The sequence below is a fragment of the Paraplanobispora takensis genome (genome assembly GCF_016863195.1).
Classification (GTDB): Bacteria; Actinomycetota; Actinomycetes; order Streptosporangiales; family Streptosporangiaceae; genus Planobispora; species Planobispora takensis.
Genome location: NZ_BOOK01000069.1, coordinates 19,878 through 45,029, shown reverse-complemented (window position 1 = coordinate 45,029; position 25,152 = coordinate 19,878). Strand labels below are relative to the sequence as shown.

22 protein-coding genes, 1 pseudogene and 1 CRISPR repeat array are annotated in these 25,152 nt (G+C 66.9%); of the genes and pseudogenes, 18 read left to right on the top strand and 5 right to left on the bottom strand.

From position 1 onward, the window contains the following. Positions 1-358 precede the first annotated feature (358 nt). The 3 genes from Pta02_RS37140 (at position 359) to Pta02_RS37130 (ending at position 1,808) form a co-directional block, all read left to right on the top strand. A complete protein-coding gene (locus tag Pta02_RS37140) occupies positions 359-760 on the top strand; it encodes a hypothetical protein (RefSeq protein ID WP_203879712.1) in 402 nt (133 codons plus the stop codon). A gap of 113 nt (positions 761-873) precedes the next feature. After that, complete coding sequence (locus tag Pta02_RS37135; protein ID WP_203879711.1) at positions 874-1,353, top strand: transposase; 480 nt, start codon at positions 874-876, stop codon at positions 1,351-1,353. Beyond that, complete coding sequence (locus Pta02_RS37130; RefSeq protein WP_203879710.1) at positions 1,305-1,808, top strand: CPBP family intramembrane glutamic endopeptidase; 504 nt, start codon at positions 1,305-1,307, stop codon at positions 1,806-1,808. Before Pta02_RS37135 ends, Pta02_RS37130 begins: the two co-directional genes overlap by 49 nt. A gap of 350 nt (positions 1,809-2,158) precedes the next feature. Here Pta02_RS37130 and Pta02_RS42105 read toward each other — a convergent pair whose 3' ends face one another. Next, positions 2,159-2,290 carry a hypothetical protein gene (locus tag Pta02_RS42105; protein WP_275423649.1) on the bottom strand — a complete coding sequence of 44 codons (132 nt, stop codon included), beginning with the start codon at positions 2,288-2,290 and terminating at the stop codon, positions 2,159-2,161. A 718-nt stretch (positions 2,291-3,008) separates the two neighbouring features. Beyond that, positions 3,009-3,359 (bottom strand): hypothetical protein, encoded by a 351-nt coding sequence (locus Pta02_RS37125; RefSeq protein ID WP_203879709.1) that lies wholly within the window; start codon positions 3,357-3,359, stop codon positions 3,009-3,011. A gap of 53 nt (positions 3,360-3,412) precedes the next feature. Between Pta02_RS37125 and Pta02_RS37120 the strand changes: the two genes are divergently transcribed. From Pta02_RS37120 to Pta02_RS37110, 3 genes are all read left to right on the top strand, one after another. Next, positions 3,413-4,168, top strand: a complete 756-nt coding sequence (locus Pta02_RS37120; protein WP_203879708.1) for a response regulator transcription factor — start codon at positions 3,413-3,415, stop codon at positions 4,166-4,168. Beyond that, positions 4,168-5,868 (top strand): hybrid sensor histidine kinase/response regulator, encoded by a 1,701-nt coding sequence (locus Pta02_RS37115; RefSeq protein ID WP_275423648.1) that lies wholly within the window; start codon positions 4,168-4,170, stop codon positions 5,866-5,868. Before Pta02_RS37120 ends, Pta02_RS37115 begins: the two co-directional genes overlap by 1 nt. Before the next feature lie 265 nt (positions 5,869-6,133). After that, positions 6,134-6,535, top strand: a complete 402-nt coding sequence (locus Pta02_RS37110) for a hypothetical protein (RefSeq protein WP_203879706.1) — start codon at positions 6,134-6,136, stop codon at positions 6,533-6,535. 112 nt (positions 6,536-6,647) lie between these two features. On the opposite strand, the gene Pta02_RS37105 is transcribed toward Pta02_RS37110, so the two are convergent. Next, positions 6,648-6,893 (bottom strand): transposase, encoded by a 246-nt coding sequence (locus Pta02_RS37105; RefSeq protein WP_203879705.1) that lies wholly within the window; start codon positions 6,891-6,893, stop codon positions 6,648-6,650. A gap of 201 nt (positions 6,894-7,094) precedes the next feature. Between Pta02_RS37105 and Pta02_RS37100 the strand changes: the two are divergent. From Pta02_RS37100 to Pta02_RS37055, 10 genes and pseudogenes are all read left to right on the top strand, one after another. Further along, positions 7,095-8,230, top strand: a pseudogene (locus Pta02_RS37100) (IS30 family transposase). A 261-nt stretch (positions 8,231-8,491) separates the two neighbouring features. Beyond that, entirely contained in the window at positions 8,492-9,532 is a 1,041-nt protein-coding gene (locus tag Pta02_RS37095) for a hypothetical protein (protein WP_203879704.1), read from the top strand. A 1,229-nt stretch (positions 9,533-10,761) separates the two neighbouring features. Continuing rightward, on the top strand, positions 10,762-13,272 hold the full coding sequence (gene cas3 / locus Pta02_RS37090; protein ID WP_307837520.1) for a CRISPR-associated helicase Cas3': 2,511 nt from the start codon (positions 10,762-10,764) through the stop codon (positions 13,270-13,272). Next, complete coding sequence (locus Pta02_RS37085; RefSeq protein ID WP_203879702.1) at positions 13,259-13,618, top strand: hypothetical protein; 360 nt, start codon at positions 13,259-13,261, stop codon at positions 13,616-13,618. The genes cas3 and Pta02_RS37085 overlap by 14 nt, the downstream gene beginning before the upstream one ends. 66 nt (positions 13,619-13,684) lie before the next feature. Then, positions 13,685-15,259, top strand: a complete 1,575-nt coding sequence (casA, locus tag Pta02_RS37080) for a type I-E CRISPR-associated protein Cse1/CasA (protein WP_203879701.1) — start codon at positions 13,685-13,687, stop codon at positions 15,257-15,259. Beyond that, on the top strand, positions 15,256-15,852 hold the full coding sequence (gene casB / locus Pta02_RS37075) for a type I-E CRISPR-associated protein Cse2/CasB (protein ID WP_203879700.1): 597 nt from the start codon (positions 15,256-15,258) through the stop codon (positions 15,850-15,852). Before casA ends, casB begins: the two co-directional genes overlap by 4 nt. A gap of 16 nt (positions 15,853-15,868) precedes the next feature. Beyond that, positions 15,869-17,068 (top strand): type I-E CRISPR-associated protein Cas7/Cse4/CasC, encoded by a 1,200-nt coding sequence (gene cas7e, locus Pta02_RS37070; RefSeq protein ID WP_203879699.1) that lies wholly within the window; start codon positions 15,869-15,871, stop codon positions 17,066-17,068. A 6-nt stretch (positions 17,069-17,074) separates the two neighbouring features. Next, the gene (gene cas5e, locus Pta02_RS37065) at positions 17,075-17,842 is read left to right on the top strand and encodes a type I-E CRISPR-associated protein Cas5/CasD (protein ID WP_203879698.1); all 768 of its coding nucleotides are present in this window, start codon (positions 17,075-17,077) and stop codon (positions 17,840-17,842) included. Further along, positions 17,817-18,518 (top strand): type I-E CRISPR-associated protein Cas6/Cse3/CasE, encoded by a 702-nt coding sequence (gene cas6e / locus Pta02_RS37060; RefSeq protein WP_203879697.1) that lies wholly within the window; start codon positions 17,817-17,819, stop codon positions 18,516-18,518. Before cas5e ends, cas6e begins: the two co-directional genes overlap by 26 nt. 155 nt (positions 18,519-18,673) lie before the next feature. Beyond that, positions 18,674-20,899: direct repeats of the CRISPR family, unit length 29 nt; unit sequence GTCCTCCCCACGCCCGTGGGGGTGAGCCG. A gap of 226 nt (positions 20,900-21,125) precedes the next feature. Continuing rightward, positions 21,126-21,452 carry a hypothetical protein gene (locus Pta02_RS37055; RefSeq protein WP_203879696.1) on the top strand — a complete coding sequence of 109 codons (327 nt, stop codon included), beginning with the start codon at positions 21,126-21,128 and terminating at the stop codon, positions 21,450-21,452. Between the two features lie 226 nt (positions 21,453-21,678). Here Pta02_RS37055 and Pta02_RS37050 read toward each other — a convergent pair whose 3' ends face one another. Further along, positions 21,679-22,188, bottom strand: a complete 510-nt coding sequence (locus tag Pta02_RS37050; RefSeq protein ID WP_203879695.1) for a hypothetical protein — start codon at positions 22,186-22,188, stop codon at positions 21,679-21,681. A 311-nt stretch (positions 22,189-22,499) separates the two neighbouring features. Between Pta02_RS37050 and Pta02_RS37045 the strand changes: the two genes are divergently transcribed. Next, on the top strand, positions 22,500-23,024 hold the full coding sequence (locus Pta02_RS37045) for a helix-turn-helix transcriptional regulator (protein WP_203879694.1): 525 nt from the start codon (positions 22,500-22,502) through the stop codon (positions 23,022-23,024). Between the two features lie 15 nt (positions 23,025-23,039). Beyond that, entirely contained in the window at positions 23,040-24,167 is a 1,128-nt protein-coding gene (locus Pta02_RS37040) for a DUF932 domain-containing protein (protein WP_203879693.1), read from the top strand. 191 nt (positions 24,168-24,358) lie between these two features. Here the strand turns inward: Pta02_RS37040 and Pta02_RS37035 are convergent, their stop codons facing one another. Then, positions 24,359-25,144, bottom strand: coding sequence for a phosphotransferase (locus Pta02_RS37035; RefSeq protein ID WP_203879692.1), 786 nt, complete (start codon positions 25,142-25,144; stop codon positions 24,359-24,361). Between the last annotated feature and the right edge of the window lie 8 nt (positions 25,145-25,152).

Below are 25,152 nucleotides of genomic sequence, written 5' to 3'. Positions count from 1 at the left end.
CGCCGCCGAAGAGCTCGGCATCGACCTGTCCCGGCGCGAGCCGAGCAGCGTCGAAGAGGTCTGAGCACTTCGGGGGTCGCGGTCGCCATCCACGGCATCTGAGTTCCGAATGCGCCGTCCCGGCCGGGTCGTGTACCGGCCGGGCCGGCACGGCACCGTCCGCTTTCCACCGGTACGGCGCAAGTCACCGGTGTGGGACGTTTCGCGCCGCGTCCGCGGCAGGTGAGGCCTCAAGCCGTCGGACGATGTCTGGATATGGCTGGACGGCCGGACGACCCCATCATCCGGCTCCGATACGCGTGGCCCGGCTGCCTCCCGGCCGCGATCCGTTCGCAGGCCCATCCGATGGAAGCGTCAGGTGGAGCCGCTGGGGCGGACGAACGCCGAGAACATCGGCATCCGCACTCTGCGGGCCGCTGTTCTCCTGTCGGCCGCCGCAGGCGTCATCTCCCCTCTCACCGGAGGCCCCGCCGACACGGTCCTGATCACACCCTTTTTCGCGGTGCCGTTCGGCATCGCATGGTGGTACCGGGCCAGGCGTCAGACCAGGGCGGGCCGGTGGACCCGTGACGTCCTCGCCACTGTCACAGTCGCGGCATTCGCATTCCTCGCCACCGGCAGTTCCTTCGACTCCGCGGTGACCACCCATGGCCCCGGCTATCCCCCGCTATTCACCCTGAGCCTGATGGCGGTCGCCGTGCTCGGCTGGGTCAGCGCCGGCATCTGGGGCATGCAGGCCTTACGGGAAGTCCGGAGGTAGGCGAATGACCGTGGTCGGCGGCACCGCCCGCGCACCCTTCAAACCGTGAGGTGCCTAGCAGATCCCGAACAGCCAGCTACATGAGCTGACAGAAGTCTGGAAGAGGTAGGTGCGTGACGAGGCGTCGTGGGCAGTTCTCGCCCGAGTTCAAGGACGAGGCCGTCCGCATGGTGCTGGAGGGCGAGCGGACCGCGGCGGCGGTGGCCCGCGAGTTCGGCATCGACGCCAGCACGTTGGGCAGCTGGGTGCACCGGCACCGGATCGTGCACGGCCAGGACGAGCCGCCGGTCTCCGGGCCGGAGCGGGCCCGCGTCCGGGAGCTGGAGCGAGAAAACGCCGAGTTGCGCGAGAAGCTGGCGTTCTTGAAAAAAGCCGCGGTAACTCAGATCCCGCGAGCAACGCACTGGCCGTTGTTCTCATCCGAGCGGAGCCATGGAGGCAAGAGGCTTCGGCCGGGCCGCATCGGCGGTAAGGCCAGTCCTACCGCTGATGGTGGCGCTGTCTGCATGGAACCCGGGGCCGGTCACGGCACACAGTGGAGGCCATGCGCAACAGATCATGGTGGGCCGACCCATGGCGAACCCACGCGATAGGCCGCAGCCTCGGCTGGGGACTGGCGGCAGGCTTCACGCTGCCGACCGCCGTCATCATGGTGCTGTACGCCACCGGCGCGATCGATCTGACCCGCTCGACCGCATCGGCGACCTCGGTCGCCGCCACCGCCCTGACCGCCGCCGTCCTCACCCCGGTGATCGAGGAGACCCTGGCTCGTTACCTGCTGCGCCTCATCGAGCACCTGGCCGGCACCTGGACGGCGCTCGGGGTGACCGCCGTCCTGTTCGGTGCCGGACATGTCGCGATGGCCGCCGCCAACGACACCCTGCCCGACGCGCTGCTGTACGCCCTCCCCGCACGCCGGCCGGTGTCCTGTTCGCCGGCGCCTACCTCCTCACCCGAACAATGTGGCTGCCGATTGCGCTGCACGCCGGCTGGAACCTGGCGACCGACACACTGTTCGGCCCGGACGTCTTCGGCGCCCACCGGCTGATCACCGTCGTCCCGCACGCGCCCGCCCCGATCTCCGGCGGCGTCTACGGCACCGATGCGAGCCTGCTGACCAGCGCGCTCCTGGAACTCGCCTGCACCGCCGTTCTGGTGGTCGCCCGCCACCGCCGCATTCCCGTCGCCCCGCCATGGCGCCTTCCGCGCTCAACCGGTGGCTCGGGTAGCTGAGAAACCCGGTTCCAGGACTCAGGTCGAGTGAGAATGGCCCACTTCCAACGAGAGAGGACACGAAGTGGCTGGTCACCGCCGGTCGTGCTAGCTGGCTAGCTTAATGTCCGCAGGTCAGGTGGGTGCCGTGGGAGGGGCTCTCAATTACCCCCGGCTGGCGCCTGGTCACCCGCTGGCGATCGTGAAGGCCTGGACGGCCACGTCCACGACGATGCTCTTCACGCAGAAACGCATGCGTCGGGTGGGCGGGTTCTGGTTGCGGGCCCGTTGGGCGGCGCTGGCCACGTCGTCGGCCACGGCCCGCAGTCCAGGAAGGTGGGGAAGTCGGCGTCGGGCAGCACCGGCCAGCGAGGGACGGCCTGGGCGGCAGGGGCCGGGCGGGTGGGATCACTGGCGGGCAGGCAGGCATAGAAGGTGGCCGCGTCGATGCGCTCGACGCCGGCGCCCATGGCCTCGTGCGGCAGGATGAAGGGCTCCGGGCCGCTGCAGATCAGCCATAGGCGGCTGGCCGTCTGGGCGGCCAGCTGGTGCAAGGCGGCGTGTTGCGCGGCGGTGAGCCGGTGGGCGCGATCGGCCACGATGTCGCGGACGCCGGCGCCGATCGTCCAGGAGCGGGCCAGGTCCCAGACGGCTTTGCCGATGCGTTCGGTTGTGATGGCGGTGGAGCTTTGCCCGCCGCCATCAGTACGTCATGACCGAGCGTGGCCAGTTGGGTGGCGCCGGGGGTGGGGCGGATGATCACCAGTGCGCTCGTCGTGATGTCGGTCTCGCCGAGATCGGTCAGGTGCCGGTTGACGGCGACGTCGTCGTCGGGGCTGTCGACGACGATAATGGAGGCCGGGCGGGCATGGCGGGCCGGTCAGTTGAAGTCGCCGCCCAGCAGGGCGTAGGCGTTGGCGATGATGGGCTCGTCGATGTGGGCGCGGCCGGATTCGGCGCACAGGTCGGCGGCGGTGTGGGTGAAGACCGCCCAGTCGCGCAGGGGTACCGTGGGCGTAGGTGTCGTCGATGTCGGTCAGCAGCTCGGCGTCGGCGTCGGCGCTTGGCGTGGCGACAGGCGGTCGCTGGGTGCGGCGCGGAGCCGGTCGTCACCCTTGATGAGCCGGCCGGCGCGCTCGATGCGCTGGTCGGAGCCCTTGATGCGCTGCTCGCTGCGCTCGATGAGCCGGCCGGCGCGCTCGATGCGCTGCTCGCTGCGCTCGATGAGCCGGCCGGCGCGCTCGGACTGCTCACACCGGCGTTCCGCGCGCGCCGCGGCGGCGGTGCTGTATTCCCTCGCTTGCAGTGCCCGATGCTGCCGCGAGGTGCCGGGCCCGTCGATGCTTCGCCCGGTGCGCGAACCGGCGGGATCATCTGGTGGAGGCATGGCGGCTCCAGGTGCGGCGGCAGGCGTGACGTCTTCGGTGTTACCCTCACCACATGGGTGCCGCATCGACGCGGGATGACCGGCCGGTCAACGACTCACCAGTGCACGAGCCGCTGCGCCCGGCAGTGACGCGGCCGGTGATCGCTTTGGTGGATGACGAGGCGGACCTGGTCGAGATGGCCACCGCCTACCTCACCCGCGACGGATTTCGGATCTATACCGCCGGCGACACCCGCGGTGCGACGGCGTTGCTGCGCACCCACTCCGTCGACCTGCTCGTGCTGGATCTCGGCCTCCCCGACGGCAACGGCCTGGACTTCCTGCGCGGGGTACGCGCCGGCCGTCACCTGCCGGTGATCATCTTGACCGGCTGGGTCGAGGAGCGGGAACGCGTCGTCGGGTTGGAGCTGGGCGCCGACGACTATGTCGTCAAGCCGTTCTCCCTGCCGGAGCTGGCTGCCCGGATCCGGGCGGTGCTGCGTCGCGCGCACCCCCCGGGTGCCGAGGCGGTGCATCGCGTCGGCGCGCTGGCCGTCGACACCCGGTCGCGAGAGGTCACCGTGGACGGCGTGCCGATGGCGTTGACGCCGCTGGAGTACGAGTTGCTGGCGCTGCTGATCTCCCAGCCCCGGCAGGTGTTCGCCACCGGCCAGCTGCTGAGCGCGGTGTGGGGCGCCGACCCGCACCGGCAGGACGGCTCGTCCGTCATCGAGCATGTGTACCGGCTGCGCCGCAAACTCGCCATGGCCAGCGCGAGCAGCCCGCGGATCACCACCGTGCGCGGCATCGGTTACCGGCTGGACCCGTGATGGCCTCCGCAAGCGGATGGCCGTTGGACTACGAACGATTGTTCGAGTCGCTCCCGTCGCCATACTTGATCATGACGGCGGACTTCACCATCGTCACCATCAATCAGGCCTACGCCGACGCCACCATGATCGACCGGGAGGCGGTGGCCGGCCGGCCGATGTTCGAGGTGTTCCCCGACAACCCTGACGACCCGGACGCCGACGGCGTGCGCAACCTGCGCCGATCCCTGCAGACGGTGGTGGACTCCGGCCGGCCCGACGCCCTGGCCCTGCAGCGCTATGACATCCGTACACCCGAGGGCGGGTTCGTCGAGCGATACTGGAGCCCGGTCAACACCCCGCTGTTCGCCGACGACGGCAGTGTGGCGTTCATCGTCCACCGGGTCCAGGATGTCACCGACCTGGTCGAGCTGCGCCGTCACGGCCACGAGCAGCAACGCATCACCGTGGCGCTGCAGACCCGAATCGAGCAGATGGAGGCCGACCTGTTCACCCGCGGCCGCCACCTGCAGGACGCCAACCGGCAACTGCAGCGCGTCAACGCCGAACTGGCCGCCGCCGGCGACGCGCTGCGAGCCCAGCAGCAGGCCAAGGACCGGTTCATCGCCACCCTGTCACACGAACTGCGCAATCCCCTCGCCTCGGCCCGCGCCGCCCTGGACGTCCTTGGGCTGGACGTCCCCGACCATCCGGCCCTCGCCGTACTCGCCCGGCAACTGACCGCCCTGACCCGGATGACCGACGACCTGCTCGAAGCCGCCAGGGTCGTCACCGGCCACCTGCAGGTTGCCCGTCGGCCACTGGACCTGCGCACGCTCGTGGCCGCCATCGTCGGCGACATCGAAGCCACCCGCCCCGGCAGCGCCGGGATCCATCTCACGTTGCCCGACATGCCCGCGACCGTCGACGGCGACCCGGTCCGCCTCGCCCAAATGATCAGCAACTTGCTCGACAACGCCCGCAAACACGCACCCACCGACATCCCGGTCCACGTCGAGGTGACCACCGACGCCGGGCACGCCGTCTTGCGCGTGCGCGATGAGGGACCCGGCTTCGCCCCTGAGGCGGCGGCCGGCCTGTTCGACCCGTTCGTGCGGGCCGGCACCTCCGGCCAGAGCACTCCCGCCGGCCTGGGCCTGGGCCTGGCCGTGGTCCGCGGCATCGCCACGCTGCACGACGGCAGCGCCACCGCCCACAGCAACGGTCCCGGGACCGGCGCCACGTTCACCGTTCGGCTGCCGCTCACCGACGCCCCGCCCAACGGCGCCGAGCAGCGCCCCGCGCCGGTCACCACCCGGGCGCCGATGCGGGTCCTGCTCGTCGAGGACAACGCTGACCTCGCCGCCATGTACGCCGTGCTGCTACGCCAGCGCGGCGACACCGTCACCATCGCCACCAACGGCGCCGACGCCCTCGCCGCGGCCCAGCACCCGTTCGATCTGATCCTGTGCGACCTGGCCCTCGGCGACGACCCCGACGGCTACACCGTCGCCCGCCGGCTGCGCCGCACTCCAACCCACCGCAGTACCCGCCTGATCGCCGTCTCCGGATTCAGCCAAGACAGCGACCGCGAACGCAGCCGCGCCGCCGGATTCGACGCCCACCTCGCCAAACCACTCGATCCCGCCCGCCTCGACCAAGTCCTCAGCGACTGGACCGATCAGCCCACTCCCGGACAGCCCAGGCCCCGCCCCGCCTAGCGTGCCCCTCCCGCATCCCGGTCCACCATCTGATCGCCCTGTTCACCGGCCCTGACCCGCGCCGCCAGGCCGAACGATCACCGAAACACCGCCCTGGCCAGGATGATGCTTCACCGGGATGAGCCCAGCGGCTTCACCCAGCGCCTCACCATCAAAGACTCTTCCTCGTCGCCCCGCGCTGTCGGCGAACCCAACCATCACAGCGTGTTAAGTGGTTGTTTGTAATCCCTTGATTGATCATGCGGTGGATGGGTAGGAGATCGCGATGGTCGAGCATGTGCCGGAGCGCAATGCGGAGGCGCGGGCTCGCGCGCAGCGGGCTCATGAGCGGGCGCAGCGGGCTGATGAGCGGGCTGAGCAGGTGCGGGAGCGGATCGAAGAGCTGGCGCATTCCCCGCAGGAGGTGACCTCCGGTTCCAGCCCCCAGCAGGCGCAGCAGGCCGCTGAGCGGGCCGAGCAGTCCGCCCAGGAGGCGGCGCGGGCGCAAGCCGAGGCCAGCGCCGGTCATCGGCGTGCCGCCCAGGCCCATCGCCAGAACGCCGCGGTGCATGAGCAGGCCGCTCAGCAGGGAGTCGGGGACGTGTCTGGGCATCGGCAGCGGGCGGCGCATGAGCGTCAGGAAGCACGTGAAAACGAGCAGGAGGCTGGCGGTGACGCCGCGCGGTAAGGCGCGAGCGCTCACACTGTGACGGGTGGCGAACCCGGCTCCGCGGGCAGGCGTGCTCGGTGAGTTGGACGAGCAGATCGCCGGACGCTTCGCCCTGGAAGTGACCGATGACTCATGCGGCCTGGGGTGACGCGATCCGCACGCGGGTCGATGACCGGGCGTTTTTCGTGGTCAGCCGTCGCGTCATCAGCGTGATGGCGGCCCAGCACAGATGGGCCTCGCTGTGGGCGGGCGGGCGTTCGTAGTCGCGGACGTCACACCGGGCGCGCAGGCACCAGCTCAGCGATCGCTCCACGATCCAGCGGCGCGGCAGCACCGTGAAGCCGACCTGGCCGGCGACCTTGGACACGATCTTCACGGTGAGGCTCAGGAAGCGGCCGGCCCTGGGTCTACGTGCTAGAAGTGGCTCCCCCTTCCCCCACCTTAGGTTCTAGATCTCGTCACAACACCCGGCTCCTGGGATGTTGCAATGACCAAGCCGTTTCGCCGCCCTAAGAAGCGCGGACCCGCTCCACTGGCGGACAAGCGTGATCAATACCTTCGCCTGATGGCGCAGGGAATGAGCAACTCGGCCGCGTGCCGAGAGGTCGGTGTCAACCGTAAGACCGGCAACCGGTGGAGGTACGAACGGAAGATCGTAGATCGGGCGGGGAATGTCCGCATCTACGCGCCGATCACCGAGCAGCCCGATGACAGCACGATCTCGCCACGGTTCCTGTCGGAGGACGAGCGGATCGTCATCGCCGACATGCTCCGTGCCGGCGCCTCGCTGCGCGCGATCTCCCGAGGGCTCAAGCACAGTCCTGCCACCATCAGCCGGGAAGTGCGCCGTACCCGCGACGAACGCACGGGCACGTACCATCCGTTCCGCGCTCAGCGGCGTGCCGCCGTCCGGCGAGCGCGCTCGAAGGAGGGCAAGGTCCGACGGGACCCGGAGCTGAAGACCTACATCCAGCAGCGACTCGACCAGCGGTGGAGCCCCGAGCGGATCAGCCAGGACCTACGCACCGCCTTCCCCGACGAGCCCGATCGGCACCTTGCCCACGAGACCATCTACCAGGCGATCTGCCTCAGCTACCGTGGCGGCCTGGAGCGCCAGCCCGAGACCCTGCGCACCGGCCGCCAGGCCCGGCGCCGCCGCCGACGCGGCGATGAGCGCGCCACCCGGTTCATCGACCCCGGCAAGCTCATCCACCAGCGGCCCAGTGACGTCGATGACCGCCAGGTGCCCGGCCACTGGGAGGGCGACCTCATCGTCGGCCAGGGGACCCGCTCCGCCATCGGCACCCTCGTCGACCGCACCACCCGCTACGTCATGCTGCTGCATCTGCTCGACGGCAAGACCTCCGAACACGTCCGCGACGCCCTCATCGAGACCTTCGCCGGCCTGCCTCGCCAGATCGCACGCTCCCTCACCTGGGATCAGGGCAGCGAGATGAGCCGCCACGACGAGTTCACCGCCGTCACCGGCATCCCCGTCTACTTCTGCGAGCCCGCCAGCCCCTGGCAGCGCGGCTCGAATGAGAACACGAACGGCCTGCTCCGCCAGTACTTCCCGAAGGGCACCGACCTGTCCTCTTTCACTGCCGACCAGCTCGACGCCGTCGCCGCCCACCTCAACAGCCGCCCCCGCAAGATCCTCGGCTGGCAGACCCCGCCGAGCTCTTCGCTAAGCTCGTCGCAACAGTCGAATGACCCCGTGTTGCGAAGATCGCTGGAATCCGCCCGGCTTGACTTGGACCCGCCGGAGATCATTGCTGATCTTGGGAACCCGATGTCGGTCCGAAGTTGCTCTCACCCGGCTTCACACGGACGGTGGCGCCGACAGGATGAAACGCTCGTACTTGCCGACCCGCCTGCCGAACCAGCGCACCCGCCCGGTGAGAGCTGCGTCTCGCGAGGGGATCGCTCCGGAAGTACGCGGAATGTCGGCTGGCGCCCATAAACTGCCCCGGCATGACGGAAATGAGCCAGGAGATCCGACGGCTGGCCGGTGCGGGTGACGTCGAAGCGCTGGCCGGGACGCTGGCGCGGCGCGGTCTCCCGCCGGGCGGTTTCTGGAGCCTGGAAGAGCGACCGGCGACCGAGTTCCTCCTCGCCCAGGACGACGTACTGCGGATCGGGCTCGCCGGCGCGCTGCTGCGCTACGGGGACGCGGGAGACCACATCGCCACCTTGATGGAGATCGTGACCAGAGGTCTGCCGTTCACCGCGATGCCGGAGGTGGCCGCATTCCTTCTCGGCCATGTCGAGGAGGAGGTGACGTACGCGGCCTCGGGCCTGCTCGTCCGGCTGGCCGACCACCTGCTGGAGACGGGGCGCGGCCTCTCGCCCGAACTGGTCGCCGTCATCCGGCGGACGTCGATGACGGGCTGGTGGACTGGTGGCCGGCTGCGCGAGCTGGCGGCCTCGTCCGGTCACCCACCGATCAACCCGGGTGAGGTCTGGGCCGACAGGGTATTGGCCGACCTGCCGGGTCTGGGCGGGCGGTGGGGCGAACTGCTGGCCCACACGGCCACCGCCAGGGCTGCCAGGCCCGGGGCGGCCTGGGAACGACGGGCGGGAGCGCTCCTGGAGGAGATCGGCGGGGAGAAGGCCCGCCGCAAGATCGCTGACTGGATCGGCCTGGCCGGGCGGCCCCGCCCGCTGCCGCTGCGCGGCGGCCATCCGGAGGACTTCGACTCCTACAACGCCGTCACGCTGCGCGGGCTGATCTGGGTGCTGGCCTTCTCGCCCCCGCACTCCGATACGGCCCGGCTCCTCGGCGAGTTGGTGGAGACGGCTCTGCGCGAGATCCCGGGCAGTGGGCCGCGCAGTCCGCTGGTCGCCGGCGCGGCCGTGTATGCGCTGTCGCGGATGGACGGCGAGGCCGCGCTGTCCCAGCTGGCCCGGCTGCGTGCCCACCTCACCCACAAGCGCACACTCAAGGCTCTCGACGCGGCGCTTGACGCGCGGGCCGGCGTGTCAGCGGGTGACGCCAGCCCCCACGCCCGCTGAGCGGGCGACGCTCTCGCCTGACAGGGGTTCGGGGACGGCAGTTCCCGAGTCCACAGACCGCGCCGGTCCCGCAGATCTTCAACGGTTCCAGGTGGGACCAAGTCAAGCCGTCACGCTCCCCCAGCGAAGATCAGCGAGCGGGGTGAATCGCCCCGGCTTCGGTGGAGACTTTGGTGTGCCCCGGGTTGAGTGGAGGTGGATTTCTGGATTCTTGTGCCGCTTGATGAGAGGAAGGTGGCATGGGACGACGGGGCTACCCGCCGGAGTTCCGGCGCAAGGTACTGGACTTGCTCGAAGCGGGCCGCGCGGCTACAGGGGTGAGAAGCATCCCACTCCGCCGAGTAGGGCTCGGCTCTTCGCTGAAACTTCGGCACGTATTCGGCACGATCAACCGTCAGAGGCCGATGACGACCGTTGACAGCCGGACGGCAGAAGATCGCCTCAAAGAGCAAAAGTGCAGTTCAGGGACACTCTTGTCAAGGCTGTGGAGGGTAGGGCGGGCGGGACTCGAACCCGCGACCCAGGGATTATGAGACACCAACCCAGCGAGGCGCACCGGCGGCTTCCACCTGGGCAAACGCCTTCCCCTTCTCCCATTTCTTCAGTTTGTGGGAAGACATTGGGAATGATCACGATCGAAGAGGACTCCAAGCATGATCAACGAGGAGCTGGCGCCAGACTGCCTCCACCAGATCCAAACTTACACACCTGCCCTCTTCAACGACGCATCCCATAGACGTGGGGAAGATAGGCCCAGCAGCTGACACCGCCGGTAGGTGATCGGCTCACCCCTACGAGCGTGGGGAGGACACCGCCGTCGTCCGCGCCCTCCGCACCCTCGGCGGCTCACCCCCACGGGCGTGGGGAGGACTGGCCGCGCAGCATTGCGGTGGTGTCGAGCATCGGCTCACCCCCACGGGCGTGGAGAGGACTCGATCGATGAGCGGGGTGACCTGGTCGTTGCCCGGCTCACTCCCCAGGAGCATGGGGAATCTTCTCGTAGAGCTCGCGTTTACCCACCGTCAGCTCACCACGCACCACGGGAGGGCACTTTCCGACCTGCTACTTTCCAATTACACTTGGAGTTTTCAACGAGCGGGATGCATCGTTCAAGCCGCCAGCTGCGGATCAGGCCACCGTACACCGCCAAACGCGTTCCACCATGTTGACATTGGCGCGCTTCTCACATAGCGGGCCTTTAGTTCGCCTTTCCGTGTACCATCCGAATCTTGTTGCGGTCGGCAAACCTGACATCGCGAGGCTTCTCATTGAGCGACATCGAAGGACACGGCCTAGACTTTCGGACACCGTGGGGCAAAGCGGGCAACGAAGATGCGATGCACCCATTAATCTGTCACGCGATTGACACAATGGCAGTAGCAGAGTTGCTATATGGAAAGCTACTCAGCCCTTGGGTTCAGGCAAGACTCTCATCAGCACTCGCGCCGATCGGCGACGCACGAGCATGGATACCATTCTTCTGCGGATTGCATGACCTCGGTAAGCTGTCCCCAGCCTTTCAGGCGTTGCGTCGCGACCTCGCCATAGGGCTTATGGGTGAGCCTGCAGCCGCCACGCTCCGCGAGATGCCTGACCACAAACAGTTACGGCAACGTGTGGATACCCCCCACGGAGTCCTCACCGCCATACACATGGATCGGATATTGCGGCAATGGGGCGCAACGCGACGCACGGCTCAAGACATCGCCTACGCGCTCGGGGGACACCATGGCTTCATCCCTCGCAGCGCAACGGTCAGCGAGGCTCGCAAGAAGTGGGGGGACTGGGGAGGGGCAAGATGGAATAGCTGGTGCGACGGACTAGTCAACGAACTTCTGCATCGATGGGGATTGGAATTACCGCCGACGGCTTCATGGAGGCAGGTGCAGATTGACCTGGGGCTTCTTGTCGCCTTGTCCGGACTGACCTCAGCAAGCGACTGGATCGCTTCTGACACGGTGAATTTCCCCTACAAGGGAGCTGCAGTAGATCTCGGCACCTACGCAGCTCAAGTCAGGAACCTAGCGGTGACGGCGGTGGAGCGAGCAGGGTGGACTTCCTGGAGGCCGCCGGAAGATGTGAGCTTCAGAGCCCTTTTCAATGAGGAACCACGCCCGGTTCAGGTAGCCGTGGAGGGGTTGAGCCACGTCCTCGACTCCCCGACGTTGTTGATCTTAGAGGCGCCGACAGGTGAGGGAAAGACGAAGGCGGCCTTACAGGCTGCTGCACAGGCGGTTCGGTCCGCCGCAGGAACAGAAGATGGGCTGGGACTATACTTCGCGGCTCCGACCAAGGCGACCAGCAACCAGGCTTACCGCGATATCAGGAAGATGCTGGAGTCCCATCAGCCTGATCTCGCCGTGCGGTTGCTGCACGGCAGTGCCGGCGAGTTTTTAGCTGCACAAGCTTTGAACCAGGTAACCGGAGCCGCCATCCAGCCGGTCTGTGTGAATGCAGACGAGGATGAGGGTGAAGGCGAGGAAACCTCGGCCCAGTCAGATGCTCGCGAGTGGTTCACTCACAAGAAGGGACTGCTTGCGCCGGTCGGCGCCGGAACAGTAGACCAGGTACTGATGGCCGGGATCAGATCCAAGCATGTCTTCGTCCGCATTGCCGGGCTGTCGGGCAAGATTATCGTGATCGATGAGGTGCATGCCTTCGATACCTACATGTCGAGGCTGCTGGACCGGGTCTTGGGGTGGATGGGACTGCTCGGCGTCTCTGTGATCTTGCTATCGGCGACCTTGCCCACTCATCGTCGTACCCAGCTCATTTCCACCTGGCGTACTGGCCTGGGGCGTGAGGAAAGTGGCACCCGCGAGCAGATATCTGCTTACCCCCGGCTCACCTACGCTACCGCCGACAACATCGAAACGTTCCCCATTGCGGTGAGCGATCTCAACGCAAACCGGCTGATGAAACTGGACAACGTAGCCGATGAAGAGCTCGTGGACTGGTTGATCAGCAGGATCCGCAAGGGCGGCTGTGTCGCGGTGGTCCACAATCTGGTCCGCCGCGCCGAAGCAACACACACCCATTTGCTAGCCGCCATCGAGAAGCTTCCCGCGGAGGAACGGCCAGAACTGTTCGCCATCACCGGCCAGATGGCAGACAAGCCTCGCTACGAGGTCGAGGAAGCGTTGCGCAAGCGGTTCGGACCTCCGGAAGAGGAGGGAGCGCGCAACCCTCATCGCCCTGTTCGGGCCATTGTCGTGGGGACACAGGTCTTGGAATCGAGCCTGGATCTAGATTTCGATGTCCTAGTGAGTGATCTTGCGCCGATCGACAGTCTCATTCAGCGAATGGGCCGCGTGCAGCGGCACGGCAGGGTGCATCGACGCTTTCCCCACCTGACCGAGCTTACCTTGGTGATCACGGGTGTGACCGAGACCGCCAAGGGTCCGGTGCTGCCGCCGTACACCGGCGCGGTGTACCCGCGAGCGCTCACTTGGCGCACCTGGGCACTGTTAAAGGATCGCACTCACATCCATTCACCCACCGAGGTATCGGATCTCATCGAGCAGGTGTACGGCACAAGCCCAGTGGCCTACCCACCTGGATGGAAGGATGGAGAGGCGGCCGATGAGCAGTTACTCAGAAAGCACGACAATCAGAGCGCCGACGTACGACTGATCTGTCTACCACTGCCGGATCCCGACCGCTCGCTTAGGGATATAACTGCTCAACCAACGCATTCGGGAAAAACGCGCAGCAGGAGCGGTCCTCATGAGCGAAACTGACGATCTCCCGGAAACGATCCAGATGATCGCCGAGGTGGTGGCCCTCCAGTCATCTGCTGTGGGTGTCATCCCAGTAGAGGGCACCACGCCTATCGACCTGGACCGTGATGCCTCGTTCTCCGTTGAGGTCCTCGGACAGTTGCTGGATTCTTGTGTGCGGCTCATCGCGCCGGCTGATGTGCCCTACGGGCTGGTCGAGGCGATTCAGCGGCAGCCGGTCCCGCTGGTCTTCTCCGGGAGTTCCTGGCTAAGCCGACATCGGGCACTGGTGTTTCATGATGGCCAATGCGCGGTTGAGGGATATCGCATGCGCTATTCCCGTCTTTTCGGTGTACTGATCGACTAATCGGTACTGCTCGCTGGCCGCCTCGGATGAGCCAGTAATAGCGCCTGAACGCAGGAAGGCACGGATGTGATCTTCGATCTGATGGAGCAGCGATGGTTGCCGGTCGAGCTCGTGAATGGCTCGTCCGATGAGGTTGGGCTGAGGGATGTGCTGCTGGAGGCGCGCAAGTTGCGGCGGTTGGCCGCTGAAACCCCCACGATGACTGCGGCTCTATACCGGCTGATTTTGGCCTTGGCGCATCGGGTGTACGGCCCGGCTGACACCGATGCGTGGGAGAAGGTGTGGAAGGACGGCTTCACGGCGGGCCCGCTGGAGCGATATCTAACTGACTACCCTGACCGGTTCGACTTGTTCGACTCCCAGCGGCCGTTCCTGCAGTGTCCGCCACTCGCCAAGTGTCCACCGTCAAGCGTAGCCAAGCTGGTACTTGACCGTGCGAGCGGCAACAATGTGACGCTTTTCGATCACACGACTTCGGCCGAGCAGATCACATTGGAGGCTGGGCAAGCCGCTCGGTGGTTGGTGACGGTTCACGCCTATGACCCGGGCGGGACCAAGACTCCCTATCAGAACGTGAAGTCCTCCATACGCGGGTTGGCGAACTACTTCGGAGTCGTGGTCGTCGAGGGCGGAACGCTCCACGAGACCTTGATGCTCAACATGCCGATCTATAACCCGAAACGCGGGCAACCCCAACCCACAGCCGTTCAGGATCAACCAGCGTGGGAGTCTGCCGCCTTCCCCAACCCAGAGCCGGATCAGCGCTCTTCACAAGGGTGGACCGATCTTCTGACGTGGCAGTCCCGGCGCATCCTGCTCCTGCCACGGGAGAGTGAGACCGGCCCGGTGGTGGCGGGTGTCGTGATCGCTCCAGGCACCGAGCTACGCGACGAGCTGGCTGGGGTGGAGCTGATGTCGGCATTTCGCCGGCCTCCGCGCAAGCCACGACAGAAGAAGTGGGAGGAGTTCCGGCCAGTACGGCTGGATGAACGTCGAGGAGTATGGCGGCATACCGAAACGCTGCTTTTAGCCGGTGACGAGCACCAGCGACGTCGGCCTCGGGCGTTGGATCACATTGCCGAGCTGGTAGAAGACGGCGTCATCAGCGACGACACCGTCTACACGCTGCGCGTGTTCGGACAGCGTCTGGGAGCCCAAGCCGCAGTGGTCCAGTCTTGGTCAGAAGAAGCGGTCGCCGCACCCGTTGCACTGCTACGCGCCCAGCACGAGCCCGCCGGTCCCATCATCGGTCACGCCGTTGACCTGGCCGATCAGGTAGCCGAAGCGCTACGCGCTATGGAAAGCGACTACGCCGCCGCCATGCAAGTTGAACGCGACAGCACCGTCGATCTGGCGTACTGGGCCCGGCTTCCTGGCCCATTTGACGGGTTCCTACGCGCCCTGGGCGAGGCCCGCCGCCGACAGCAATCAGAAGCAACGGCCATAGAAAGCTGGGCTCGTAGCGTACGCCAACTAGCGACGGCCACGGCCGATCGCTGGGCGAACGGTTCGCCTCGGACGGGTCGGAGCCTATCCGAGGCAGGGCGAGTGTTCGGCCAGTTCACCGGCAAGCTCCACCGCCTCACCGACGTGTTCATCGCTCAGGCGAAGCAGTTCATCAACAAGGAGGCCCTCACATGAGCACTCAGGCCCTCTCCACGCCGTACGACGAGATACGTGAGCGACGTCGCCGCTTCATCGGGCACCTGTACAGCCTGCACGCCAAACTTGAGTCCGGAAGTGCCCACCAGGTGTCGGAAGCCCGCCGGACGCTGGCGCAGCTTCGCCGGTCCCTCAACGGTCCACGTTATGAGGCCGAAGCCTACGCTGCGGTTTTTCCTTTCGATCCGCCCCAAGTCGAGCAGCAGGCATGGATTCTGGTCGCCGGACTGTTCGCGCTGCATCCCCAACCGCGAAGCACTCGCAGCAATGGATCACGTTCCTTGGGAACATCGATGAAAATCCTGGCTGCTGAGCGCAACTCTGCTGAACGACGTTTCGTCCAGCTGCTTGCCGTCGACCGTGCCTCCCTCCCGCACTACCTGCGTCAAACGATCCGGCTGTTGAGCTCCGAGGACATCACGCTCGACTACTACCAGCTTTTGGACGATGTGGTGACGCTCATGGACGAGCGAGCCGATCCCGAGCGTGTCCACCGAGTCCGCCTGGGCTGGGCACGAGACTTCCACCGCCCCACCCCTTCTGTAGCTTCCTCTCCCTCTCCAGCTATCTAACCCCCAGGAGATTCCTATGATCATCGAGCTTCACCTGCTGCAGTCTTTCCCGGTGAGCAATCTCAACCGCGACGACACAGGTCAGCCCAAGACCGCAACTTTCGGCGGTGTCACACGCGGCAGGGTCTCCAGCCAGAGCATCAAACGCGCCGCCCGGCTGCTGTTCAACGAGTACGGCCTGAAGCATGAAGAAACCGGCGTACGCACCAAGCGGCTACTCGACAATGCCAGCGAAATCTTGATCAACGAACATGGCCGCAGCCCCGAGGCCACCACCACTGTGGTGACCGCAGGCCTGGAAGCGCTTGGATTCGGAGTGGACACCAACACCCGTCTAACCCAGTACCTGCTGTTTGTCGGACGCCAAGCCTCAGAGTTGCTGGCCGACTTCTGTCACCGCGAGTGGGACCGGCTCGAAACCGCCGCAGCCGCCAAAGCCGCGGCCGCAGCCAGAGGTCGCGGCAAGCGGAAGACCACAGACAGCGAAGAAGAGAATGCCGAGGAGGTGAAGAGCACTGGCAAAGCCAAAAAGATCAAACCATCTAAGCAAGACCTGGCTGAAGCGCGACGCATCCTGGACGCAAGCAAAGTCGCTGACGTGGCGCTGTTCGGCCGAATGATCGCCGACAACAAGGATTTCAATATCGACGCCGCCTGCCAGGTCGCCCATGCCTTGTCCACCCACGCAGTGGTCAACGAGTTCGACTACTACACCGCCGTGGATGACCTCAAGCCCCAAGACGAGTCGGGCGCAGACATGATCGGCACCGTGGACTTCAACAGTGCCTGCTACTACCGCTACGCCAACCTCGATCTGGACCAGCTCACCCGCAACCTCGGCAACGACACCGATCTGGTCGCCCGCACAGCTCGGACCTGGCTGTATGCCTTCATCCACGCAGTCCCCAGCGGTAAGCAGAACTCCATGGCTGCTCTCACCCTGCCGGACACACTGATCTCCGTCGTCCGGCAGCGAGGCGCGTGGAACCTCGCCAACGCGTTCCTGAACCCGGTCTCCGGAACGGATCTGCTGGGTCTTTCCACTCAGCGCCTTCTCGAACACCTGGGTCGTATACGTCGGTTCTACGGCGGAAATGACATCGCATCGGTTACCGCCGCCTCGGTGACCGGCACTCTCAACGGCCTGGCAGACACCGAGAAGGTCCCCTCCCTGGATGAATTTGCCAGCCGCGTCTTCTCCACTGCCAAGGTCTGACCGGCGATGGCGTTCAGTCTGGCGCTCTGTCTGGATGCCCCCATGCAGTCCTGGGGCATCCGGTCACGTTTCACGACCCGCGAGACCACATCAGAACCCACCAAGTCCGGCATCGTCGGCTTGCTCGGCGCAGCCTTGGGCATCTCCCGCGACGACTCAACGCGCCTGGGCCGACTCGCACAGCTGCGCATGGCGGTACGCGTCGACCGTGAAGGCATTCTGGAACGTGACTACCACACCGCTCAAAACGTCCCTACCACCGCAGGAGGTGGTCACCGCACCGTTGTCAGCGAGCGCTACTATCTGGCCGACGCGTTATTCCTTGTCGTGCTCGAAGGGGACGAGCCCACGCTCAACCAAGCCGCTGAGGCAGTGCAACGTCCCCACTGGCCACTGTGTTTCGGTCGCAAGCCTTTCGTGCCGACCCGCCCGCTGATCGGTATTGGCCGCCCCGGAGAACCATGTACTGCCGAAGGTCTACAGGAGAAATCGCTCGATACGGTCTTGCGTGAGCATCTCTGGCTGGAAACACGTCCCAAGTCCCACGATCGAGCGCTTAGTGGCCTCCGCCGCGGTGAAACCATCGAGTTGCGCACCATGATCGAGTGCGAACCCACCACCCCCGGCGCCGAACCGAGGCGTGACCAGCCTATTTCCCTTGCCCGAAACGACCGGCGTTTCACAACCCGGACCGTGCTTTCCGGCTATGTCGCCCTGACCGAGAAAATGATTTCAGCAGGAGGCTCGGGTGTTCCTGAGCAAGCTAAAAATTGATGTGACCTCGCGGGAATTTCGCCGTGACTATGCGGATGTGCACCAGATGCACCGCACCGTGATGACGGCATTCCCACAGGTCGAAGGTGAACAGCCGCCCCGACAGGAACACGGCGTGCTATGGCGCCTCGACCAGAGCGAACAGGGATTTCTGCTGTATGTGCAGAGCCATGTCGAACCCGACTGGTCGGGCTTGCCGAAGTACTACCTCAGCGAGCCGTACCAAGTACGAGACCTGCAGCCTCTGTTCGCGGCCATTACAGGTGGCCATCGATTCGCATTCCGACTGGTAGCCAACCCCACAAGAGCCGTCAAGCGGGATGAGAAGCAACAGAACAGACGCGCCGAACAGGGAAAGCGGGATCAGCCACGTCGCGTTGTCCATCGCACTCCCGAAGCTCAGATCAACTGGATAATCCGCCAGGGGGAACGCAACGGTTTTGTCATCCCGGCCGGCAGAAACGGCCGTCCCGATGTTGCTCCCTCCCCCGCGTTTCGGATGCAGGGCAAGACCCACGTCAGAGAAGAGGCGCAGAAGTTAACCATCGACCACGTCCGCTATGACGGTCATCTCATTGTCACAGACTCCAATCTCTTTGCCTCCGCTGTACGAAACGGCATCGGCCGAGGCAAGGCCTACGGTTGCGGCCTACTGAGTCTCGCCCCCGCTAGGTGAATAAAGTCCCGCAGATTGAAAACTAAACAGATGAAATTTAGATGACCCTCCATTGCATGAAGGTGAAGCATGGTGCCCATTGACCGTCTTTGACGTCCTTATCACGCCTGTAGAGGTGAGCCGGTCGACGCGGTCGGCTGCCAGGTGGAGCAGGTGTCCTCCCCATGCCCGTGGGGGTGAGCCGCGGTTTTCCGCGCAGGCCAGCCGGATGGCCGCGTCCTCCCCACGCCCGTGGGGGTGAGCCGGTCCGCTCCGAGGACTGGAAGCTCGGCCCCCGGTCCTCCCCACGCCCGTGGAGGTGAGCCGGACAGGACCCCGCCCTGCGCCATCGGCGTCAGGTCCTCCCCACGCCCGTGAGGGTGAGCCGGCTGGTATCGGCCGCGGTCGGCCGTGGCCCCCGTCCTCCCCACGTCCGTGGGGGTGAGCCGGGCGGCGGCCGAGCGGTGCGCGACTCCAAGGAGTCCTCCCCACGCCCGTGGGGGTGAGCCGGTTCCGGACGAGGTGTGGGAGGCGGCCGTGAGGTCCTCCCCACGCCCGTGGGGGTGAGCCGTTTAGTGACGATATCGACCAGACCTGAAACTGGTCCTCCCCACGCCCGTGGGGGTGAGCCGCTCCAGGAGTCGAGTGACAACGGCGTCGGCGACGTCCTCCCCACGCCCGTGGGGGTGAGCCGGACCACAGACCGCTCCCGAGGGTCGTGGTCGAGTCCTCCCCACGCCCGTGGGGGTGAGCCGTTAGCCAGTTAGGCCGGTTAGATTCCGGCCCTGTCCTCCCCACGCCCGTGGGGGTGAGCCGGCCGCATGAGCAACAACAGGACCTTTGAAGTAGTCCTCCCCACGCCCGTGGGGGTGAGCCGCCGCCGAGCTCACGGCGACGGGCGGGGAGGTGGTCCTCCCCACGCCCGTGGGGGTGAGCCGGAGATCTGCCGGGAAAACGGCGTTGAGGCCGAGTCCTCCCCACGCCCGTGGGGGTGAGCCGCAGGCCGACTACGTCGAGCTCCACCGGGTGATGTCCTCCCCACGCCCGTGGGGGTGAGCCGTCAGCGAACCGCTTGGTCTTGATCACGTGCTCGTCCTCCCCACGCCCGTGGGGGTGAGCCGCCCCATGTTCTCCTTGTCGGTCACATCACCCCGTCCTCCCCACGCCCGTGGGGGTGAGCCGAGTGCGTCGAACTCGTCGTCGGGCAGCATGAGGTCCTCCCCACGCCCGTGGGGGTGAGCCGCAGGGGCTGCCGTTGCAGTTCCTCGTCACCGCGTCCTCCCCACGCCCGTGGGGGTGAGCCGGCATCCAGGTTGATGTGTCCCAGATTGCAATTGTCCTCCCCACGCCCGTGGGGGTGAGCCGACACCAGCCCCGAACCCCACACCACCGAGATCGTCCTCCCCACGCCCGTGGGGGTGAGCCGATCGATGGCCGAACCGCGCGGGTCGAGGTGGAGTCCTCCCCACGCCCGTGGGGGTGAGCCGGCCCTCTCCGTGGCTGGCGGTTCTCCTTTTCCGTCCTCCCCACGCCCGTGGGGGTGAGCCGCTCTCGGACTGCGGTGGGTCGACTTGGATGAGGTCCTCCCCACGCCCGTGGGGGTGAGCCGGGGGTATCGCAGTAGCGGCAGGACAGGTTGCAGTCCTCCCCACGCCCGTGGGGGTGAGCCGACGAACCTGCGCTCCAGAACTCGCGTTCCGGCGTCCTCCCCACGCCCGTGGGGGTGAGCCTCCACCGTGGCGAAAACCCTGCGGTTCCTACGGGTCCTCCCCACGCCCGTGGGGGTGAGCCGACGACGACCACTGAGGAGCGCCCGCTCCCACAGTCCTCCCCACGCCCGTGGGGGTGAGCCGACCCCGGGCGGGCTGAAGGTCACGGCCACCACGTCCTCCCCACGCCCGTGGGGGTGAGCCGCTGGCCTCGCCGATGATGCGCAGTGCGGATGTGTCCTCCCCACGCCCGTGGGGGTGAGCCGCCAAGATACGAGCAATCCCTCCCCGGGGCGCCGTCCTCCCCACGCCCGTGGGGGTGAGCCGTGGTGTGCGGTGATGCCCAGGTGGTCCAGCCCGTCCTCCCCACGCCCGTGGGGGTGAGCCGTCGACCGACCACTAGCGGGTCCAGGAATCCGGGTCCTCCCCACGCCCGTGGGGGTGAGCCGTCATGGGCGATGTACGTGCGCCCGGATGTGCCGTCCTCCCCACGCCCGTGGGGGTGAGCCGACGTGGGGCGTGTCCTTCAGGACGGTCATGGTGTCCTCCCCACGCCCGTGGGGGTGAGCCGACGCTGCCGAGCTGCAGCGTCGGGTAGGTCTCGTCCTCCCCCCGCCCGTGGGGGTGAGCCGGTCTGCGCCCGTTCATCTCCCTGCCCCTGTTCGTCCTCCCCACGCCCGTGGGGGTGAGCCAGTCACCTCGGATAAGAGAGCGTCCTGGACGGGGTCCTCCCACACCTGTGGGAGGTGAGTCGCCAGCTCGAACACACAGATCTTCAAGGCGGTCGTCCTCACCGCGTCTCGTCCTGAGTGGCATTTGCGTCGATGATCGCGCTGCGGCGGTCCGGCACCATCACCCGTGATCGCTTCGTTAAGGCAATAGAGAGCGCGTGATCGCTGCCTGGCGGGGAGGGTGATCAGTGGCACAGGGCGAGACAGTCGGATTCATCACGATCGTGTTTGCCGTCGGCTTCCTGTACGCAATCGTCGAGGTAATGCACCGCTTCAAACGGCCGTTGCGCTCAGCTGAGCCCACCGGGTTCGTCTTGGGCTGGCGCACCCAGGAGGGCACCGTCCACACCCGGACGGCTCCGGTTGGTGCCGATGACCTCGATCTGGAGTTGTGGGCGGCGCAGCTTTCCCTGGAGCCGAGCGTGGCCTCGGCCTGGGTCTCCCGGCACACTCCGGCGGGGATGGTCCGGCGTTGCTGGGTACAGGGCCAACTGCAGGAGCCGCCCATCTCCTGAGACGGAAAGACGGCCGGCTCACCCGAAGCGGGAACGTCGACAAAACCTACCCCCGCGGCGACGCCATGCACAGGCCATCACCGAGATCGGCGCCAGGGCGATGTCCATCCCGCGGGCCCGCTCTGCCGGGACACGCTCCGGATGCCTCGCGCAGATCTCTCCGACGGGACTGCTCCAAGAGGCCGATCAGCTACCGGCGCACTCCCCCATCGTGCGCGCTCACGAGTCAGCTCGACGATGCCCGCGGCCGGCCGGACTTGCGTTCCCAGGTGGCCAGCCACCGGCGCACCGCCGCACCCGACCAGATCTTTCCCGCGGCCAGGCTCGCCAGCGGCTGCGGGAAGTCCTCGCGATGCGTCAGCTGATCAGCGCGCTGTCGCGTCACGCCGGCCGCCTCGGCGATCTCCCGCACGCCCATCAGCTCCACCGGCATGCTGCGCATCTCCGCCTCGAACTCGTCTTCGGCCACCACCTCGATACGGGCGATGTGCACCGGACGACTCAGATCGCGCAAGGCAGCGGTGACTTCCCGCACGGCCGTCTCCACCGCCCGGCGTGCGCTGGCGGCCTCCACGTTGAGTTGAAGGCTGACCCGGCCGGGCACGCGGCGGCCAGCCAAGTGAGCGTCTCCGACGGCTGGGTGCCACTTAGCCAGGGCAGCGCGCAACTCCTGACCGAAGCCAGCGCTGTCGTCGGCGCCGGTGTCGGTCTCCACGCGCACGCTCCACATGCCCATGGCGAGGTCCTTTCCATGCAGCGGCCAAAGCCATCGTGGCGCAGTACGGCAACGGCGTTCGCAGGGCCGCGCGTTGCCCGGGATGGCCGGCAGCGCGACCCCGAGGTGCCCGTCAGCAACGGCCTACCGGCTACCTGAGCCGCGTGCCACCTCGATGTCATGCCGGTGTCGCTCCGTGCGGATCTCGGCGGTGTTCGTGGGGCTCATGATGTCAGTTTTTCTTGCGGATCGTCAATGGAATCACTCGCAAACTATTGACAGTTAGCAATAGTTTTATGAGTATAGAGAGAGGAGAAGAAGGAGGTCAGGGCATGTACGAGATCGGCACCGACGTCCGCTACCACGGCAGCATCACGGCCCTGCAGGGCCAGATCTTCACCGTCGTCGGCCACTGCTGCGACGGACAGCGCCACATCCTCGCCTCCGGGCCCGCGCTGCGGCACATCCGTGCGGCCAGCCTCACTCCCACCGGCATCGCCGAGCTCCACACCCAGCTCCAGCGGGCGATCACCGCCGAACGGCCCCTCGTGATCACTTATGTGGCGGCGGACGGCGAACAGACCACCCGCACCATCGAGCCGTACGAGCTGGTGGCCACCCGTACCGGCCACCTGATCGTGCGCGCCATGGACCACCGCTCCGGCCGCCCCCGCTCTTTCCGTCTGGAGCGCATCCACACGCTGACCGCCGCGCCCGGCGCCTTCCGCCTGCCGCGCCCCGAGGACGACCACGAGCGTGCCGCCCTCGCCCGCCTGCGTGCCGCGATCGGCGACATCGCGCCGAGCGGATACGGCGAGGACAGCGCCCGCTGGCGGCCCGGCGACCCCATCCTGTGAAAGGGGACATCCCTCATGAGCACCGACGGCAACCAGCAGCTCTACGACTCCCGCCGCGCCTTGGTCGCCTCCGGCGAATGGAGCCGCCGCGACGACGGCAGCTACGTGGCCGCCGATCCGGCCGAAGTCGTCGGCCGTGACGGCCTGGACACCAGCCGCGGACAGGCCGCCCTGTACACCTCCACCCCCGCCTGGCACGGCCTGGGCCAGGTCATCCCCGGCGGCACCACCGACATCGACCACGTCCTGCAGTTGGGCGGCATCGACTTCGACGTCGAGCTGCGCAAGGCCCGCTACCTCATCCACGGCGCCGACGGCCGCCCGGACTATCGCATCGTCCCGGGCCAGTACGTCACCGTGCGCACCGACACCGGCGCCGCCCTGGGCATCGTCGGCCGCCGATACCTGCCGATCCAGAACCGGGGGCTGTTCGCCTTCCTGGAAGACCTCGTCAACACCCGGGAAGTGATCTGGGAATCCGCTGGTGCCCTGCGCGAAGGTCAGCGCGTCTTCGTGTCCTTGCGCCTGCCCGAGTCGGTGCGCGTGGACGCCGAGGGCATCAATGACGAGATCGTGCCGTTCGTCGTCATGCTCAACAGCCACGACGGCCGCAGCCCCGCCCAGGCCCTCATCACTCCGTGGCGGCCGGTGTGCGCCAACACTGAGCGCTTCGCCGTGCGCGACGCCTACACCCGCTGGAGCGTGCGGCACACCGCCGGAGCACTGGACCGCCTGGGCGAGGCCCGCCGCACTCTCGGCCTGACCACGGCCTACTACCGGCAGTGGGCGGCCGAAGAGACCGCCCTGGCCCGCACCGACATCCTCATCGACGACATGCGCGCCCTGATCGACGAGCTGTGGCCGATCGAGCAGGACGCCAGCTCACGCATCCGCGCCCGGGCCGACCGGCGCCGCGAGACCCTGATGGCGCTGTACGACAACGAGACCGACCGCCTGGGCCGCACCGCCTATGCCGCCGAGCGGACCGTGACCGGCTACCTCGACCACATCGCCGCGATCCGCCCCTCCGGCGTACTGGCCGCAAACGCGCTCGCAGCTCGCGGCGCCCGGCTGCTCGATGGCACCGACGACGTGATCAAGTCCACCGCACACAAGCAGCTGATGTTGCTGACCCGCCGCTGATCCTCTATCGGGGCGGCCCGAACAGAGAGCGGGCCGCCCCGCCGTACCGGATAGAAGCAAGGACCGGAGCGCGGCATTTGAGGAGATCGAGCCGGTTGCGCCCGGTGTCCCCGTTCAGGGCAGAAGTCCTCTCTGAGGTTGACCCGCAGGGAGAACCTCAGACATAGAGCGCAGGCAGATCTGCCGGATAGCTACACCCGGGCGGCATCGGCAACGGTGACCCAGGCCTGGACCCGCTCCCGGTCCACCCCCACCATGTCCGCCAGGATCGCCACGGTGTCCACCGCCGGCAGCCATCGGGTGGCCTTAAGGGCGACGACGGCCACGTCATAGGCGGCCTCGCCACGCATTCCGCGAGGATCGATCATCAGCATGCGGTCGTTGGCGGCCAGCAGAAGGTTCCCGGTGGAGGCGTCGCCGTGGCAGAGGCCGGAAAGGTCGTCGGCGCTGAGGTCATCGAGTACGGCAAGCGCCTCTTGTCGCTGGTCATAATGGGCCGGCGAGCGTCCCGGAGCGAGGTCTTGGAGGCCGTCCCCCTGCTCCAAGCGGTGCCGGAGCCATTGGCTGATCGACGGCATGTCCGGTGCCGGGGCGGGCTGGTCCACGAGTGGCCGCAGCATCGCGGCCAGCGGCAGGGAGAGGTCTTCCTTGACGGGAAGGGCGTAGAGCGGGGTGCCGGGCTCTATGCGGTCCATGACGGTCCACGTGCCCGAGTCGGTCTGGGTCACCTCGTGAATCCTGGGACCGGCGCCGATGTCCGCCAGTCGCATCGCGACAGCCGACTGGAAGGACCCGTTCGGGTCGGGGCTTGCCCGCATGACCAGGGGACCGTTGACGGTCGCCACCTCGACGACGAAGCCGTACCGGGCCGGCAGGACCGCGATCGGATCCGCCTCATACCGCCGGCACAGCTCCACCAGCTCGGCTTCGACGCTCTGTCGCCAGGAGGCTTCGAGAGCCGGCCAGCGGCCGGCCACGGATCGCA